General features: G+C 37.7%; 10 protein-coding genes and 1 pseudogene. 6 read left to right on the top strand and 5 right to left on the bottom strand.

The features are described 5' to 3' along the window. Positions 1–52: 52 nt before the first annotated feature. Both KV40_RS35675 and KV40_RS08445 read right to left on the bottom strand, forming a co-directional pair. Entirely contained in the window at positions 53–223 is a 171-nt protein-coding gene (locus tag KV40_RS35675; RefSeq protein WP_172657252.1) for a hypothetical protein, read from the bottom strand. Positions 224–538: 315 nt separating this feature from the next. Continuing rightward, positions 539–946 (bottom strand): hypothetical protein, encoded by a 408-nt coding sequence (locus tag KV40_RS08445; protein ID WP_036479887.1) that lies wholly within the window; start codon positions 944–946, stop codon positions 539–541. Between the two features lie 182 nt (positions 947–1,128). Between KV40_RS08445 and KV40_RS08440 the strand changes: the two genes are divergently transcribed. The 6 genes from KV40_RS08440 to KV40_RS08415 all read left to right on the top strand — a co-directional run bounded on the left by KV40_RS08440 (position 1,129) and on the right by KV40_RS08415 (position 15,013). Then, positions 1,129–2,325 carry a sigma-70 family RNA polymerase sigma factor gene (locus tag KV40_RS08440; RefSeq protein ID WP_036479885.1) on the top strand — a complete coding sequence of 399 codons (1,197 nt, stop codon included), beginning with the start codon at positions 1,129–1,131 and terminating at the stop codon, positions 2,323–2,325. A gap of 78 nt (positions 2,326–2,403) precedes the next feature. Continuing rightward, positions 2,404–3,552 carry a DUF1822 family protein gene (locus tag KV40_RS08435; RefSeq protein WP_036479882.1) on the top strand — a complete coding sequence of 383 codons (1,149 nt, stop codon included), beginning with the start codon at positions 2,404–2,406 and terminating at the stop codon, positions 3,550–3,552. 399 nt (positions 3,553–3,951) lie between these two features. Beyond that, complete coding sequence (locus KV40_RS36940; protein ID WP_052055477.1) at positions 3,952–5,157, top strand: hypothetical protein; 1,206 nt, start codon at positions 3,952–3,954, stop codon at positions 5,155–5,157. Positions 5,158–5,264: 107 nt separating this feature from the next. Then, on the top strand, positions 5,265–8,000 hold the full coding sequence (locus KV40_RS08425) for an S-layer family protein (protein ID WP_052055476.1): 2,736 nt from the start codon (positions 5,265–5,267) through the stop codon (positions 7,998–8,000). Positions 8,001–8,257: 257 nt separating this feature from the next. After that, positions 8,258–12,322, top strand: a complete 4,065-nt coding sequence (locus tag KV40_RS08420) for a filamentous hemagglutinin N-terminal domain-containing protein (protein ID WP_036479880.1) — start codon at positions 8,258–8,260, stop codon at positions 12,320–12,322. A 42-nt stretch (positions 12,323–12,364) separates the two neighbouring features. After that, complete coding sequence (locus KV40_RS08415) at positions 12,365–15,013, top strand: CHAT domain-containing protein (RefSeq protein WP_081942807.1); 2,649 nt, start codon at positions 12,365–12,367, stop codon at positions 15,011–15,013. Between the two features lie 72 nt (positions 15,014–15,085). Here the strand turns inward: KV40_RS08415 and KV40_RS08410 are convergent. The 3 genes and pseudogenes from KV40_RS08410 to KV40_RS08395 form a co-directional block, all read right to left on the bottom strand. Beyond that, positions 15,086–15,948: pseudogene (locus KV40_RS08410) on the bottom strand (IS1634 family transposase). A gap of 230 nt (positions 15,949–16,178) precedes the next feature. Then, entirely contained in the window at positions 16,179–17,018 is an 840-nt protein-coding gene (locus tag KV40_RS08400) for a hypothetical protein (RefSeq protein ID WP_036479878.1), read from the bottom strand. A gap of 141 nt (positions 17,019–17,159) precedes the next feature. After that, on the bottom strand, positions 17,160–17,732 hold the full coding sequence (locus KV40_RS08395; protein WP_036479877.1) for a DUF4340 domain-containing protein: 573 nt from the start codon (positions 17,730–17,732) through the stop codon (positions 17,160–17,162). Positions 17,733–17,758 lie beyond the last annotated feature (26 nt).

Here is a 17,758-nt window from a genome sequence, read left to right as displayed (position 1 = left end):
AACTAAAATTTACAGCGAATTGGTTTATGTACGCTCTGTAGTTTGTAGTTATTTAACATTGGTGGAGAGCGAGTTCTGTAGCATTTACTTGCAGCATTACTTTAGGTATCAGCGTGAATTCACCATAATCAATTAAATCGTCAATTCCAATTAAATTAAAAACAGCTTCTACGAATAACCAACATAAGATTTTAAAAATTATTTTTTCCCATTGAGTATTCATGGTTTCCCTCCTTAGTGGCAATTCAACCCTGTATATCTATTGAGATGAAATTGCACGTTAGCTAAAAATAAATAATTCGTAGATGCAAATTTTTATTGTTTTAATCTGATATTTTTCTCTACGACAATTTCGAGTTTTTATGCAGAGTTAGGAGAGAAGTTTTTGAATAAAGCCCGTCCGAGACAAAATAAACTATTCCTCCTCTAGCATCAGCCGGGGAATAGTTTACTTTAATAGATATGGCTTTTATTCGCTTTTTTTAAGCTTAGGACTGACTAAGTATGTATTTTTCATAATGTCAGACAACTAATCTTATTAGACTTCGTAAAATTCATATCTTCTTCCTGGATTCAACTCCGTAGCAATTTCTTGCGATCCTGGTAACAAGAGACTCAGATCGTGTTTTACTATAGCTTTCGGGTTTTGACCTAGAAAATTTTGAACCGCATTTGGAGCAATGGAAAGATTTGAGCCAGCGTTAGGTGCATCAAAGTCCAAACCAAAATTCAAATTGTAGCCCGTGCCATTTGTTATTTGAAGAACTGTCGGGTTGGGTTGAGCTTGAATCTGACTAGCTTTAAATGCTAATGGTGCCGCTGCCCTAGCTGGACCAACATCTCTAATTAGAATAGTAAACTGTCCTCCCTCAATCATTGCTCCTTCTTTTGGTGTTAATTCGGTAAATAATTCTTCGTTTGCCGTAATTTTGTCAATATTAGACATGGTTTTGTCTCCTATTTACTTGTTAACTATGAGTTTTGATTCCACCTTTTACGACGGCTTAAAGTTTTTATGCAGCATAAGCAGGCAATTTTGTTTTGTTACAGATATCGATCGCAGGTTTATCTAGTAAGGCATAGATTTATAATTGAAATTACATACATCTCAAAAGCAGCGATTATTCCATGCAACGCCGAGAAGATACAGTGGAAATTTTTTCTACCTTTATCAAATTTGAAGTAGATCGATTTGGTGGCTGGATAAGAGATCCTAAATTGCGGCGGAGTATGACAACTAGTTTGCAACAGATACCCGATCGCCAGTCTAAAAATTTTTGGGCATTATACTGGCATAAAGTCTGGCAAACTCAACCAAATCTAAACTATCTAGCTGCTTCTCATATTGCTGCTTATTTACAAGAAGATTGCTACTGGGCAGTAAAAAAATTTACGCTTAATGTTTCTGGTCATTCTTCTCTAGCAGACTATTTTCAGATTGCGATCGCACATATACCTAAAATTCTGAAAAACTTTAATCCTCAATACAGTCCCTATTTAAAAAGCTACGCCGAATTATCCTTTAAGCACGTTATTAAAGATCTGTTGAGAGTGCGAAAAGAAGCAGATATATGTTCTGATTGGTCTTTATTACACAAACTAAGCCGTAAGCGACTGATAAAATCATTGCAATACATGGGTTTTGATAGTCAAACTATTGAATGTTATCTATTGGCTTGGGAATGCTACTGCGAATTTCATTCTGTCGATCGTCAAAGAACTCGAAAGCTTATCAAACCAGACGCTGATACGGCAAAAGCGATTGCAGAACTTTATAATTCAGAACATTTGAGCCGTTTGGGCAAAAATACTTCAGCAATAAATTCACAAACTCTAGAAAAGTGGTTGTTAGCTTGCGCTAGAGCTGCCCGTAATTTACTTTATCCCCAAATTGTCTCGGCAGATACTCCGATAAAAGATGAAGGCAATACAAGCTTATTAGATATGATGCCTGACGATAAATCGATTTCTCTACTTACTCAAGCGATCGAGCGAGAAGAAACGGCAAGTTCACAAAACTATCAAACACGGTTAAATCGAGCATTAAATGATGCGATCGCTGCTTTAAAACCAGAAGCACGACAATTATTACAGGTTTACTATGGTAAACAGCTTACACAAACTGAAGTTGCTAAGCAGCTAAATCTCAAGCAGTATCAAGTTTCTCGCCGTCTCAGCAGTATTAAAAAATCATTGTTAATAACTTTAACTAAATGGAGTCAGCAAACTTTGCATATTTCTCTTGGATCGGACGTAATAGAAAAAGTTAATTCAAGCTTGGAGGAATGGCTCAGATATCATTACCACCAAAATCAGGTCGAATAATTGTTTTACAGACATAGTAGGAAAAGCCTATCTTGCCCCTAACTTAAATTCCGATCGCTTTATTAACCGAAAATACCTATGTTTGACTATCCTACTCATACAATCTATTCAGAACATCTTTACTTAGAAAATCCTGATGCCATAGAAATTACCGAACACGCTTATTCTACCGCTGGTGGCGATCGCCGTGCTTGGCTCAATCAACTTTGCTTGCAAGCATTTTTACCCTGGTTTCGAGAAGAAATTGCCTCCGATGCCCGACTAGCTTACAGCATCGATACCCTACCGAGTTTTTGGGAAGTGGTAAATGGTACGGCAATTACTTTTGAGAACTATCGTTTAATATTAATCCCTACTTTGGCGATCGATAATTATGAATTGCGCGTACCTCAAGAATGGCTAGATATTCCCGAATGGATTGCTGATTATTATGTAGCAGTGCGAGTACAGCCCGATGATGATTGTATTGAAATTTATGGTTATACAACTCATTACCAGTTAAAAACTCAAGGACTTTACGATTGGCGCGATCGCACTTACAGTTTAGAAAGTGACGATTTAATTCAAGACCTTAATGTACTCTGGGTAACACATCAAACTAGTTCTGTAGGCATATTACGGGCTGAAGTCGAGTCATTATCTGCTGTTTCATCCATCCAGGCAGAAAACCTGCTAGAAAGATTGGGTAATCCCGAACTCAAATTTCCTCGTTTGGCTATACCTTTTTCACTATGGGGTGCATTACTGGCGCGAGATAACTGGCGTAAAAGTTTATTTCAACTGCGTCAAGGCATATCTATAAGCTGGTCAATTCCTCAATGGTTGCAAACAGGAGTTGATAACTTGGCGCAACAGTGGGGCTGGTCGAGAAAAGAATTAACTATCGCACCTGTAGGAATGCGAAGTATAGAGACGGTTACGGGTGTATCCCGACAATTAACTATTGCAGGTAATTCTTATGAATTAATAATTTTTCCCACTACTAAAGAAAATAACTTAGTTTGGCGATTTGAATTACAAAGTACGGTTTCAGAACAACAAATTCCTGTAGGTTTTAAACTGCGCTTGCTAACAGAAGCTTTGCAACCTTTTGAAAATAATGAAGATATTGCGATCGCGCCCGTGGACTTACTTTATTTAGAAGTAATGTTAGAACCAGGCGAAGGTTTGGTGTGGGAAACTGAGCCAGAAGCAAATAACTATCGACAAGAAACTATACGTTTTTAATATTAAGAAAAATTAAAGTGAATCAAAATTTTTCCGATATTTTAAAAATTTAATAAATAAAAAATAAGAAAAGTTACTTTTTTTGTTCGGATTTATCAAAAAATATTATTCGACCAAAATAATTGTTTGCCAACTGATTACAAAAAGCAACATAAATTCACATTTAATCAAATAACATTAGTAACAATTTAGTATACAAAAAAAATCAAGCATTATAAGATTATTTTGTCGATTGGGTTAATTTTACAAAAAATCTCAGAAACTTGTTTTTTAAGCAAGGTCTAATAATAAAACACTGAACCAAAAAGCTTTTAATAATTAAGTCTACAATACACGGTTCGCCGATCGAGCAGAATAAAACCTCCTATTGAATACTTATAAATAAGGAGAAATAAAATTATGGGAAGAGGTAAAGGCGGTAAGTCAACAGGAAGTAGGAGTACTAATTTTAGTGTAGAATACGATTTTCAAGTATTTACATTGCAGTCAAATGACAAACCACTTAATACTACTACTATTGGAAAAATTACGACCTTTAAAAAAGCGATCGAAAATTTCAATGGTACATTTGAAGATTTGCCTGCTGGAGGAAAGGAATTTCAAATTAATCTTGACAATAAACCCGATGACCCTGACGATGATAGTCCTACCGACATTGTTATTAAAAAACCTGGTTTAACTCTGGATTTACAAGCAAGATTTGTTAAAAAAAATGATCCCTTTACTCGTTTTGATGGCGAACTAGTAATACCAAGTGATGGTGCCGAAGGTGTTGAAGGCGGATTTCCCTTGAATGATGAATTAGATGGTGAAGATAATAATGAATTAAACCCAAGAATAGAGTATAAAATTGGCAATACATTTAGCAACGATAAAGGAGATATAACTGAGCTTGTTTTATTGATTGAAGGAGAAACGAGTACTGATGTAAGTGGAAATACAAAGCTTGTAGTAAATAATAGTATTTCAATTGATGTCGAGAAAGCCACAACCGATATAAATTATATAGTTGAAAAAAATTTATTAGGTTCAATTAATGGCATTCGCGTAAGTGGGCAAAAATTCGACGATAAAGATACAATTGTTTCCACTGAAGCAAAACTTACTAATAGCAAATTTGTTCCCTCTGAAGAAGATAACTCTGTTAGCAATAAAGTTATCTTTGGTACCAAGCAAGACGATATTATTAAAGGTTTTGATGGTGAAGATATTCTTTTTGGTCGCGGTGGAAATGACAAACTGTATGGAGGTGTTGGGAAAGACAAACTATGGGGAAATAACGGAGACGACCTTTTAGAAGGAGGTGCTGGTGACGATCGACTATGGGGAAATAAAGGAGACGATCTTCTAAGAGGTGGAAAAGGTAACGATATCTTACGGGGAAATGCTGGAAATGATACCTTTGTTTTAGCAGCAGAAGAAGGAAGCGATACAGTCAAAGACTTTCAATTAGGAGTAGACAAAATTGGTTTAGCTGATGGTTTGACCTTTGCCAATTTAACTTTTGCCGATAAAAATATTGTTTTCGGTACGCAAACTTTAGCCACTCTCAATATTTCTGTCGCCTCTCTTACCGCATCTGATTTTCAAGAAATTTATTTTTAATTGCTTGAAATACGTCGTTAAGAATAACTTGAAAATCACTCCCAAGCATCAAAAAATTTATCTCAGCAACACCAAGTTTTTACAAGAAATAAATAGTGGAGCTACTCATGATAAATAAAACATATTGTTTGTTTATATCGGGAATTACAGTATTGGGATGTTTAACATCTGTTCCTGTTTGGGCGCAAATTTTACCCGACACCACCCTTCCAGAAAGTTCCTTAGTAGCTCCTCTTCAAGATGGCAAAATTGAAATTAATAGAGGTACTGTCAGAGGTAGCAATTTGTTTCATAGCTTTAAAGAGTTTTCCGTACCTGCTGATATTGAAGCATCTTTTAATAATGCCGATACGATTACGAATATTCTTTCCAGAGTTACTGGAGGTAATATATCCGATATTCAGGGTGTAATTGGTGCTGTAGGTGAAGCGAACTTATTTCTAATTAACCCCGCAGGTATTGTTTTTGGGCAAGGGGCGAGCTTGAATATTGGTGGTTCGTTTATAAGTAGCACTGCTGACAGTCTGGTTTTTTCTAATGGTTTTGAATATAGTGCCACCGCTCCTCAAACTCCTCCATTATTGACAATTAATGCACCCATCGGATTAAATTTCGGAGCTAATCCAGAAGCTATTACCAATAAGTCTATTTTCGATCTTAATAATTTAGTTGGATTAAGAGTACCAGCAGAAAAAACTTTATCCTTAATTGGTGGAGATGTATTAATTGAAGGAGGTTTTTTAACTACTGAAGAAGGAAGGATTGAACTAGGCAGCGTTGCAGGAAATAGTACCGTTAATATCATACCTGTAGCTAAAGGTTTTGATTTCGCCTACGAAGAAGCCGAAAATTTTCAAGATATTAGTTTATCGGGTGCTGCTTTTGTTAACAGTTTTGGCGAAAATACTGGCGATATTCAAGTTCAAGGCAAAAATATCACTCTGATTGAAGGTAGTGAAATTAATATTGATAATACAAGTGGTCAGGCTGCGAATTTACATATCGTAGCATCTAATTCTGTAAAATTGGAGCAGACTCCAAACGATAACTTTCCAACTTTTATAATCAATAACGTCCTCGATGACGCTACAGGTGAAAAAAGTAAACTAACAGTAGAAACAAATCGATTGGAAATACAAGGAGGGCAGATAGGTACAATTACTTATGGTAGTGGTAGAGGAGTCAATTTAGAGATTGAAGCTACTGATATAGAACTAAAGTATAATGATGTCGATGCTTTACTCTTAGCTCAAGTTGAAACTGATGCTACAGGTAAAGGTGGCAACATCAGCATAAATACTAACAAACTCACAATAAAAAATGGAGGACAAATATCAACCACTACCTTTGGTGCGGGTGATGCAGGAGATTTGTTGGTTAATGCTCTGGAATCTATTGAACTAGTTGGAACGATACCTAAAAATAATACTACTCCTGAAAGTAAAATAGATAATCCTAGCGGATTAGGTGCAGACGTAGCCGCAGAAACTACAGCAACAGGTAACGGTGGCGATCTAACCGTTAATACTCCTAGTCTTATAGTTAGAGATGGAGCCCAGATAGGTACAACGGCACAAAACAGTGGTAACGGCGGTAAATTAACTATTAATGCTTCCGACTCTATTTTATTAACTGGATTTTCTCCACTAGCAGAATTTCGCGGAAAAGGGCTAAGTGGTATTTTTGTCTCAGTCGAGCCATCTATTCCAGCCAAGTCAGGAGCAATATCTCCTACTACTGGTAGTGGAGGTACATTAGATCTTACTACCAAAAAATTAATTGTGGAAAAGGGCGCAGTTATCTCTGCTGATACTTTTAGTGTCGGTGAAAGTGGCAATGCCAATATTAATGTCGATCAATTAGTTGTGCGTGACGGTAGCGAGATTCGCGCTGCTTCGCTGATTGGAAAAGACGCGCCAGATCCAGATAGTCAAAGAGGTGCGGGTGGTATTTTAAATATTAACGCTTCAGATTCTATCGAGATTATTGGTACTGGAGAGATTAATGGCGAACAAGTTGACAGTAGCCTAGTAACTCTTGGTGAAAGTACGGGAGAAGCAGGAAATATTGCTGTTAATGCTGGCTCTGTTTTGTTAACCGATGGAGGAAAAATTGATGCTGAGACTATATCTGGTGAAGGTGGTAATATCGATCTACAGATTACCAAAGATTTAACTTTACAGAATAATAGCTTTATTTCTGCTCGCGCACTTGAAGAAGCTAATGGTGGTAATTTGAGCATTGATGCTAGATTTGTTATCGCTTTTTCCAGTCAGGGTAATGGTAATGACATCATCGCTACAGCAAATCGCGGACAAGGAGGCAAGATTGATATTAATACTCAGCAAGTTTTTAATTTAACCGAAGGAGATGCTATAGACAGCGAAGGCAATGTTTTAAACAACAATACCAATGATATTGATGCTAGTTCTGAAATCGAAGGTTCAGACGGTACGATAACTATCACTACTCTCGAACTAGATCCTGCAAAAGGATTAATTCAACTACCTGCTAACGTAATTGATGCTTCTCAACAAATCAGCCAAGCTTGCACCTCTCAAGAGGGAGAAACTGACCGCTTTGTAGCTATAGGTAGAGGAGGATTACCTTTGAGTCCTAACGAACCACTGCGAGGAACGGCAGTTGTTACTGATTGGGTTGATGAACCCACAGAAATCATGAAGGGCAAGATAAATGAACGATTAGCCGAGTCATCAGTAGATGAATATAGCCCCAAAATTGTTGAGGCACAGGGATGGATTATCAACGATCGCGGTAATATCGAGCTAGTATCCGAGGCTTCTACTGATTCTGTCTTGTCGATTGATACCTGTAACAAGTAATTTTTTTTAAATAGAAAAATATGGCGATCGCGCCTGTAGATCTACTCTATTTGGAAGTAATGTTACAACCAGGAGAAGGTTTGGTTTGGCAAACAGAGATTTTACGATTCTAAAAGAAAAATAACTTTATTAGTCAAAGCGATCGCTTTACATTTTGACACATAATCTTTTTGTAATGAGGGTTTTAGAGATTACACACCATAGTAAGATTCAAATATACACAACTCTATTTAAGAGTTTTAATAGGGAGGTGAGCTATGGTTAGAAATTGGCGAATCTTATTAGTAGATACCCTAACTATAGGCACCGCATTAATTTATCCTGCTGGGCAAATTTTAGCTCAAAACATTACCACAGATGGTACTTTAGGAACGTCACAAACCATAATAGGACCAAATTACGATATTCCCCAATCATTAGGGCAAACAGTTAAGAATAATTTATTTCACAGCTTTGGTAAGTTTAATCTTAATAGCAACGAAGCAGCTATTTTTCAAAGTGGAAATGACATTAATAATATTTTCTCAAGAGTAACGGGTGGTAGTGCCTCCTCTATTAATGGCTTAATTCGTACTCTCGGACAAGATGTTAATTTATTTTTGCTCAACCCAAATGGTATTATCTTCGGTCCAAATGCCAGTTTAAATGTCAGCGGCTCATTTCTAGCAACTACAGCCGATTCATTAGTATTTGGCAATGGTCTAGACTTTAGTGCTACCAACCCCGAAGAAGCACCATTACTAACGATTAATTTTACACCTGGCTTACAGTACGGACAAAATTACTCCTCTAAAACGATTACCAATCAAGGTAATTTAGCAGCAGGACAAAATTTAGAACTAACAGCAGGGAATTTAGATTTACAAGGACAGCTTCAAACTGGTCGAGATTTAATTTTACAAGCAGATAATATCCAAATTAGAGATAGTTTAACTAATCCTTTTATTGCTGCGGCTGGTAATAAATTGTTAATTCAAGGCAATGAAAGTATAGATATTTTTGCCCTGAACAATCCTAGAAGTGGTCTATTCTCTGGCGGAGATATGACCTTGATTTCAACTAATTCCGTAGTAGGAGATGTTCACTTTTGGAGTGGTGGCAACTTTCAGATTAAACAATCAGACAGTAGTTTAGGAAATTTACATAGTCTTTACAATCCAGTAATTAGAGCTAGTGGTGATGTCAGTTTTGATAGTTACACAGGAGCATCTTTGCACATTTTTGCTGGAGGAAGTGTAACTATTTCGGGAGATATCAATATTGCTTCTGCGGATACGCTTGAGAATTCTATTCGGGAACGAGTAACACTATCAGATAGCGGAACTATATTCGATCTTGATGGCAGCGCAGAACCTACTTTAGATATTAGAGCGGGAACAACAGCTTTTGGGCGATTGAAAATTATAAGTAATATTAATAATTCGATCGATATTCCCGATCCTGAAGCCGAGGGTACGACTGCTGATGTCAACATAGAAGGAGCAATATCTGTTTTCGATTCTACTGATGGAGGTCGAGTATTTATAACCAACCAATATCAACCAAATTTATCTCTTGATTCGCCAAATGGTATTCGTCTTAGTTTTATTGACGCAAGAGATGATTTTGGAGGAGGTTCGGTTACTATAGATTCCCGTAGTGATATTACACTCGATCGCTCGATTCTTGTCTCCGCATTTTCTGAATCTGATTTCGGACCCTTTTCGGGTAATGCTGGTGATGTAACCTTACTAGCAGATGGAAACATAATCATAAATCCTCAAGCTGACATAGTTGCTCTTGGTTTACATGGTGGCAATATTTCCCTCAACAGTAAGAATACGATTTCGGTGACAGATAGTTTTTTACTGAGTGTGAGTTTTGATGATACTGCACTGGAACAAAAATCAGGCGATATTAACTTGATAGCCGATCATTTGTCTATTACCAATTTGTCTAGATTGGCTACTGGAACTTTGGGAAAATTAAATGCTGGAAACATCAATCTTACTAGCGAATCTACTTATATAAATCAAAGTTTGCTTAGTAGTCAGGTGCTGGGCAGTTCGGGAAATGCTGGAAATATAACCGTCAATACTAACAGTTTGATGGTTGATAGTGGAGGACAACTAACATCTCTTGTTGCTACTAATGCAACTGGCAATGGCGGCAATGTAGAAGTTATAGCTAAGTCAGTAGAAGTTATAAATGATTCGAGTATAGCTGCTCAAGTTAATCCAGAAGGACGGGGAAATGCTGGAAATCTCAACATTGAAGCCGAACGTCTACGACTTGCTGCTGGTGGACAAATATCATCTGGTACTTTTGGTGAAGGAGATGCTGGGGACTTAAATATTAGCGTGAATCAAGTGGAAGTTATTGGCGGCTCTGCAAACACTTCTAGTACCATCTTTTCCAGTACAGAAGCAGAAGCTAGCGGTTCTGGGGGGAGTTTAACTATAGAAACTGATCGCTTGCTCGTTAACGATGGAGCGCAAATTTCGACTGCTACGGCTAACGACCGGAATGCTGGAAATTTAAAAATAACAGCGCGAGAAATAGAGGTAACTGGTGCTGATAGTGATGATATTCCCAGTAGGTTAGTAAGTGCTAGTGAAATTGCTAGTGAGAATGCAGAACCTCAATCTGGTTCTGGAGGGAATTTAACTATAGAAACCAATCGCTTGTTCGTTGCTGATGGAGGACAGATAACCTCTGCAACTGTTACGAAGGGCAATGCAGGAAGATTATTAATTAAGGCGGAGTCAATAGAAGTAACTGGTCGAACACCAAATAATATATTTTCAAGTACTATAGGAACCAACACTGGTAATGCTTTTTTGTCTGCTAGTGGGAATGGAGAAAAATTATCGGTTAAAACCGATCGTTTAATTATTGCTGATGGAGCGCAGGTAATATCCAGCACCTTTGGTTCGGGAAAAGTCGGAGAAATAAATGTTAGAGCAAAATCAGTCGAAGTAATTGGTAGCGGAACTTCTCCCAATGGCGAACTTCCTAGTAGATTAATAGCTCAAGTAGAAGATGGGGCAACTGGCAATTCAGGTAACTTAATAATCGACGCAGAAAGCTTATTTGTAGCTGATGGTGGACAAGTGGCTGTTAGCACTTTTGGTCAGGGAAATGCTGGAAATTTAGAAATTATTACTCAAAATATAGAATTAGTCGGTCTTTTATCAAACGGGAAACTTGGTAGTGCTTTAAGAGCAGACGTTAATTCTGAAGCAACTGGAAATGGTGGTAATTTAAAAATTAATACAGAAAGCTTGAGAATTAGAGATGGGGGGCAGATATCAGCCGATACATTAGGGGATGGTAAAGCAGGAAACATAACAATTACGAGTAATTCATTGGAAGCTCTTAATAATGGAAAAATCAGCACTGCCACCTTGGGTAGTTTTAATGCTGGTAACATCACGATGAATGTGCGAGACAGCATTAGTTTAGCTGGAGAAGACAGTGGAATATTTGCCAATACAGAGGCAGATTCGACAGGGAATAGTGGCAGTATCTTTATCAATCCACAGACTATCACCATTAGTGATGGGGCTGCTATTGCTGTAAATAGCGACGGTAGTGGTCAAGGAGGAAGTATTGCCCTTGCAGCAGAGGAACTAACATTAAATAATAGTTCGATTACAGCCGAAACTACCAGTAATCAAGGAGGCAACATTACTCTCAATGGAGATATTGTGCAGTTTATTGACGATGGAGAAATTACGGCTACCGCAGGAACAGCGCAAGCAGAAGGTAACGGGGGTAACGTCAATATTGATGCTGATTTTATCTTGGCTTTTCCTACTGACAACACCTATGGCATTACTGCCAACGCTTTTAAAGGAGATGGCGGCAATATCGAGCTTGAAACTATTAGTTTTTTTGGTAGCGATTTTGTTAATACTAGTGCCTCATCTCAGTTTGGTTTAGAGGGAGATGTATCGATTGAAATTTTAGAACTAGATCCCGCACGGGGTTTAATTCGATTACCTGCTGATGTAATTGATGCTTCTCAACAAATCAGCCAAGCTTGTACGCCTCAAGAGGAAGAAACTGACCGCTTTGTAGCTATAGGTAGAGGAGGATTACCTTTGAGTCCTAACGAACCACTGCGAGAAACGGCAGTTGTTACCGATTGGGTTGACGAACCTACAGAAATCACGACGGATAAGATAAATGAACGATTAGTCGAGTCATCAACAGATGAATCTAGCTCAAAGATTGTTGAGGCACAAGGATGGGTTGTTAACGATCGCGGCAATGTCGAGCTAGTATCCGAGGCTTCTACGAATTCTACTATGCCAATTAATAATCCCTGTAATAAGTAATTAGTTTTAATATTTCCACTACGATACGCAAGAGGGGCAGAAATGAATAACAGGGTAAATAGTTATAAGCGTTGGCAGCAAACTAGTAAAAAAATTCAGAGCGATCGCAACACTCGCAAATTTATCCGTCGCTTAAAAGTTGGCTATTTACCTGTTTTTATCTCCTTGGTTTGCTTGACTGCTTTTATCTGTGTTACGAGTTATCCTGTAGCAGCTCAAATAGAAAGACCGCAGTTGGTAAATTCATCCTCTAACTACCTACAGCAGGGAAAACAACTTTATGAAGCTGGTCAATTTAAACAATCTATCGAACTTCTACAACAGGCTGTAACCAACTACGAGAAGCAAGAAGATAGACTAAGACAGGCTATTGCTCTTAGTAATTTGGCATTGATGTACCAAAAATCGGGTCAGTTAGATAAAGCAGAGCAATCTATTGCCCAGAGTTTGAGCATATTGGAACAGTTTCCTGCTGCTCGAGACTTTGCTGTTATTGCTTCTAGTTTAAATATTCAAGGCAGTATTCAATTAGATTTAGGACAGGTTGAAGAAGCTTTAAAAACTTGGCAGCGTGCAGAAACAATTTATCAGCAATTAAATAATAGTAATGGAATTACCCGCGCTCGTCTCAATCAAGCTCAAGCATGGCAAATTTTAGGGTTTTATCGTCGTAGTTTAAATACTTTAACTGAATTAAAACAACAGTTAAAATCGCAGCCTGATTCCATAGTTATAGCAGTGGAGTTAAGGATGCTGGGCGATGCTTTACAATTGGCAGGAGATTTAAAGCAATCTCGCAAGGTACTAGAATCAAGTAAAATTATTGCTCAAAAGTTACGTTCTAAAGAAAATGTAGGTGCTGCTTTATTGAGCCTGGGCAATACCGCTCAAATCGAACGAAATTTTTCTAATGCCCTGGAATTTTATCGAGAAGCTGCTGCCGTTACTCCCAACCCCATCACCAAAGTTCAAGCTCAAATTAATCTATTGAGTTTATTAGTCGAGGGGGAAAATTTTATTACCGCACGAGAAATATTTCCCAAAATACGATCTCAATTAGCAAATTTACCAGTATCTCAAGAAACAGTATATGCTCGGCTTAATCTAGCACAAAATTTATGGGAATTAGGCATACAACCAGAAACAATCGTTCAATTTTGCACTACAGCAGTAGAACAGGCAACTGATTTAGGAGATAGACGGGCAAAAAGTTTGGCACTAGGTACTTTAGGGAACATATACGAAAAAAGCCAACAGTTTGGCAATGCCGAAAATTATACCCAACAGGCATTGTCTATCGCTAAAGCAATTAATGCCTCAGATATTTCCTATCGTTGGTATTGGCAATTAGGGCGGTTGTTAAAAGCCAGAGGAGATATTGCAGGGGCAATTACAGCTTATGATAATGCGGTGCAAAATTTGCAAGCCCTTCGTAACGACTTAGTAGCGGTAAATCCAGATTTACAATACTCTTTTCAAAAAAGTGTAGAACCCGTCTATCGAGAATCCGTTGCTTTACTGTTTGAATCACAGAAAGATAATCCCAGCGAAGCAATTTTAAACAAAGCCAGAAATAGAATTGAAGCTCTACAAATAGCAGAATTAGATAATTATTTTCGTGAAGCTTGTATTGATACCAATACAATTTTAGTTGATAACGTAGTAGACCGAGACAATCCGACGACAGCGATTATTTATCCGATTATCTTGCCCCAGCAACTCCAAGTAATCGTTAAAATTCCCCAACAACCCTTACGCTACTTTACGATTGACAAATCCAAAGAAGAGGTTGAGGCAACCCTGCAACAAATTCGCCAATACATACTCGAACCAGACCGCACAGAAGATATTCAGCTGCTGTCCCAAGAGGTTTATAATTGGTTGATTAAAGATATTGAATCAGATCTAGAAACTCAGGAGGTCAACACCTTAGTATTCGTTCTCGATGGGGCATTACGCAATATCCCCATGTCTGTTTTATATGATGGTCGGCAATATCTAATAGAAAAATATGCGATCGCTCTAAGTTTGGGATTGCAGTTATTCCCCCCCAAAACCCTGGCACCTGAATCTCTCCAGGTACTTGCTGCTGGATTGGTAGAACCCCCTCCAGAATTTCCGCAGTTTCCTCCTCTACCAGACATTAAGTCTGAATTTAATCTTATCGAACAGACGGGAGTAACTAACAAACAACTCTTAAATGAAGAATTTACCAGTAATACTATAGAAGAGAATGTTAATACTACTCCATTCAATATCTTACATTTAGCAACTCACGGTCAATTTAGTTCCAGTCCAGAGGATACTTTTATTCTCGCCGCTGACGGTGCGATTAACATTACTCAATTCGATCGCCTCCTACGTCGTCGCGATGCAAACCGACGAGATCGCTCTTTAGAATTATTAGTGCTAAGTGCCTGTCAAACTGCCGCAGGGGATAATCGAGCGATCTTGGGTTTGGCTGGTACATCGGTAAAAGCAGGTGCTCGTAGCACACTCGCTTCATTATGGAATATCAGCGATCGCGGTACGGCGATTTTGATGGGTGAATTTTATCGCGAGTTGACCCACAACAAGGTAACTAAAGCCGAAGCTTTACGTCGCGCTCAAGTAATGTTATTAAAAAAATATCCTCAATATGCACGCCCTGGTTTTTGGGCACCCTATGTATTAGTAGGGAATTGGTTGTAAGAGAGAATAAAGTAATTTCCACACCGCGATCGCCAACTCAAATTATACTAAACCGACATTCCGCAGAAAAGTTTAAGAGAGCAGATAATATTGACGACAATAGGAATTAAAAAACTGAAGAATGTGACTTCGTTCACTAGTAAGATTACTAATTTGTTTGACTCCACCGAAGGAAACAAGATGAACCGACATAAAGCATTGAAAAACCCAACGTAGAGTAGGGGAAGTAGTCGGTTTGCCCAACTGATTAGGAATAGTTTGCCCTGCGGTTGCCAAAGCTAGTCGTAAAGCACGTTGACCCAGACTATAAACTAAAAGAGATAAGCCCATAACTATTGCCAAAGCAGCAATCCGTTTTGGGGATTTAAGAAAAACACTACTGGTAAAGAACAAAGGCTCTTTGAGAAATCGAAAACCTCGCTCAGTAGATTGTTGTGCTTTATACTCAATCAACAATTGGTCATTGCTCAACTGATGTTTGTCCAAGACATTAGTTGCCAGAATAAATCTTCCTGCTTTTCGTTCTTCTAGAGCAATAGCATTTAGATTAGGAATCAAACTAGCATCAATTTGGTAATGAACCTGAGTTGGGAGTTGATTTTGAGGGGGTCTACCAGATTTGCCGTGACTAAAATGTGGAATTAGTTTCACATCATATCGTCATTAAGATGTTCTGGTAATATTCCTTCCCCCAGTAAATGTTCTGTAGCTTTACCCTCAAAGAATTTTGGGAACAGATATAATGGAGAGCTAATCATGCCCAAGCCATTGATAATCATGGCTTTCACTGCTTGCCCTGTTGTTACTTTTTGGTTGCCATGAGAAGCGATAATTTTGTCTATTTCCTCTACTAGCCCAATTTCATCAATTATTCCTGCGATTATTCCACAGTGATTTAGGTCTTTAACTTTTACTTCTGCTGTTGATGGTGTCATGATTTTTAACATACCATCAACTTTTTCTTTAATTTAACTTGATTTGATATCCAGACTTGATTCTTCCGATAATTATTCAGTTATTTTTTTATTTCTGCGGAATGTCGGCTAAATCTGATATTGCTACCTCTTTTACTAGCTCATTTAGTACTGCTCGCTCTATTTAGAAGTGCATTCTGTTGCTATCAACAGGTTCGCACCTGGGGTAGCTTGCCAATAACCAAAGACACTCACAACCCAAAACTCTTCATTTTTATTCTCTGTGGCAATTGTTCTAACTCAACTGATATCGATTTGAGAGTTGAATTTTCTTTTAATAAAAGATTTTTTAAATTGCTCTGTGCATTTGCCCAAGATTCATTTTTCCAATCTTCGACTAGCAAGTTTTCAATTTGTTTGTAGATAACTACAAAGTCTGGATAGGGAAAATCTAAGGAGTCGATATTGTAAGTGTAGTCAACATTGACTTTATACGCAGCGTACTTTTTGTCTATTGAGTCGATGAAGCTGAAAGGAAAATTAAAATGCCAAGTTTCTAAACGACTGCCGCAGTTAGACTGGTTTACTGTAGACGAGCGATGATAGGGAAATTCGCTATTAGGATGAACGGCTATGACAATTGTAACCTCTGACAGTATGGGATTTAGCTTTAAGATTTGCTCTGTTAAATAACAATTCATTACCTCCCAAAAGTCTTCTTCATTAGGATAATTCAGTAGCAATAAATTTAGTTGCCGAAAAATTAAATCGGTGCTTAAAGCATTTACAGTAGCTAATCTATAGTGGTAGCTGTATTCTAAGACAATATCTAAAGTATTAATTCCTTGATGTTTAATTTGATAATTTTCGATTGACAACCGAGTTTTTTTCTGAGGACGATCGACTTCGGTAGCATTCCAGTAGGACTGAGAAGTATATTTTTGGCGATCGCTTAAAAAAGTGCAATTTAAGCTTTCAGAAGACAGTAGAGGCAAATGAGCCTCGCTTCCATAGCCTGCGGCTTTGTTTCTATAAGAATTAAAAGTAAATGTATTGTTAAGATTAGGTTTACTAAAGATATTGACCGACATTGAGTGAAATTTTGATAAAAGTTAATATAAGCTGATATATTTTATATTAACAGATTGTAAACTAATGTAAAAAACAGTTAACAATTAGTTTTTGGGCTGCCAGGCATAAATTCAAGTAAAAATTTTAACTTAAGACTTATTTTATTTAATTACAGTCGATTGTTTCCAGGCTTCTAAATCCCGTTCTACGGCATATTGCCAATTTTTTGAGACTAGTGAGACTTCAGTTGCCGTTGCCCCTGTAGAAGGTGAAACAATTTGAGCATATATAGTGTCTTCATTAAGACCCGATCGCCCTAAAATAATTTGTTGGCTTTTATTGTCAGATTTAAAAGTAACGGTAGCTATAGGATTGTCTAAACCATATTGCGATCGCTTATCGGCAGAGACTATAAAAGTGCGCTGGGGTTTACCACTAGCGAGCAAGTCTAGCAAAAAAGCAACCGTACCCATATTAGCAGGGACATCTTGAGGGCTTTTTAGTTGCCAAGGACTGCTACGATCTCCAGTTTTAACTAACTCCAAAGTCAACTCAGGTTTCTCTATAACTACTTGTTGAATATCTGCTTCTTGAAGCTGAAATAATTGCTGAGATGAAGTTGTATTGGCTTGGGACACTCCTTGTTTACTTCTGACCAGTTCGTAACCATAAACTCCACCACTAAAAATAATTGCCAGCAACAGCGATAGCCAAGTAGTTCTATTTAACTTCATGTTGAATTGTCTAATTATTTGCCCAT

The sequence above is a fragment of the Myxosarcina sp. GI1 genome (assembly GCF_000756305.1).
GTDB lineage: Bacteria > Cyanobacteriota > Cyanobacteriia > Cyanobacteriales > Xenococcaceae > Myxosarcina.
This window is presented reverse-complemented; position numbering and strand designations above follow the sequence as displayed.

What these genes read in the sequence shown, in the direction of transcription:
- KV40_RS35675 (WP_172657252.1), bottom strand. Translation starts at nt 223, where the DNA reads ATGAATACTCAATGGGAAAAAATAATTTTTAAAATCTTATGTTGGTTA.
- KV40_RS08445 (WP_036479887.1), bottom strand. Translation starts at nt 946, where the DNA reads ATGTCTAATATTGACAAAATTACGGCAAACGAAGAATTATTTACCGAA.
- KV40_RS08440 (WP_036479885.1), top strand. Translation starts at nt 1,129, where the DNA reads ATGCAACGCCGAGAAGATACAGTGGAAATTTTTTCTACCTTTATCAAA.
- KV40_RS08435 (WP_036479882.1), top strand. Translation starts at nt 2,404, where the DNA reads ATGTTTGACTATCCTACTCATACAATCTATTCAGAACATCTTTACTTA.
- KV40_RS36940 (WP_052055477.1), top strand. Translation starts at nt 3,952, where the DNA reads ATGGGAAGAGGTAAAGGCGGTAAGTCAACAGGAAGTAGGAGTACTAAT.
- KV40_RS08425 (WP_052055476.1), top strand. Translation starts at nt 5,265, where the DNA reads ATGATAAATAAAACATATTGTTTGTTTATATCGGGAATTACAGTATTG.
- KV40_RS08420 (WP_036479880.1), top strand. Translation starts at nt 8,258, where the DNA reads ATGGTTAGAAATTGGCGAATCTTATTAGTAGATACCCTAACTATAGGC.
- KV40_RS08415 (WP_081942807.1), top strand. Translation starts at nt 12,365, where the DNA reads ATGAATAACAGGGTAAATAGTTATAAGCGTTGGCAGCAAACTAGTAAA.
- KV40_RS08400 (WP_036479878.1), bottom strand. Translation starts at nt 17,018, where the DNA reads ATGTCGGTCAATATCTTTAGTAAACCTAATCTTAACAATACATTTACT.
- KV40_RS08395 (WP_036479877.1), bottom strand. Translation starts at nt 17,732, where the DNA reads ATGAAGTTAAATAGAACTACTTGGCTATCGCTGTTGCTGGCAATTATT.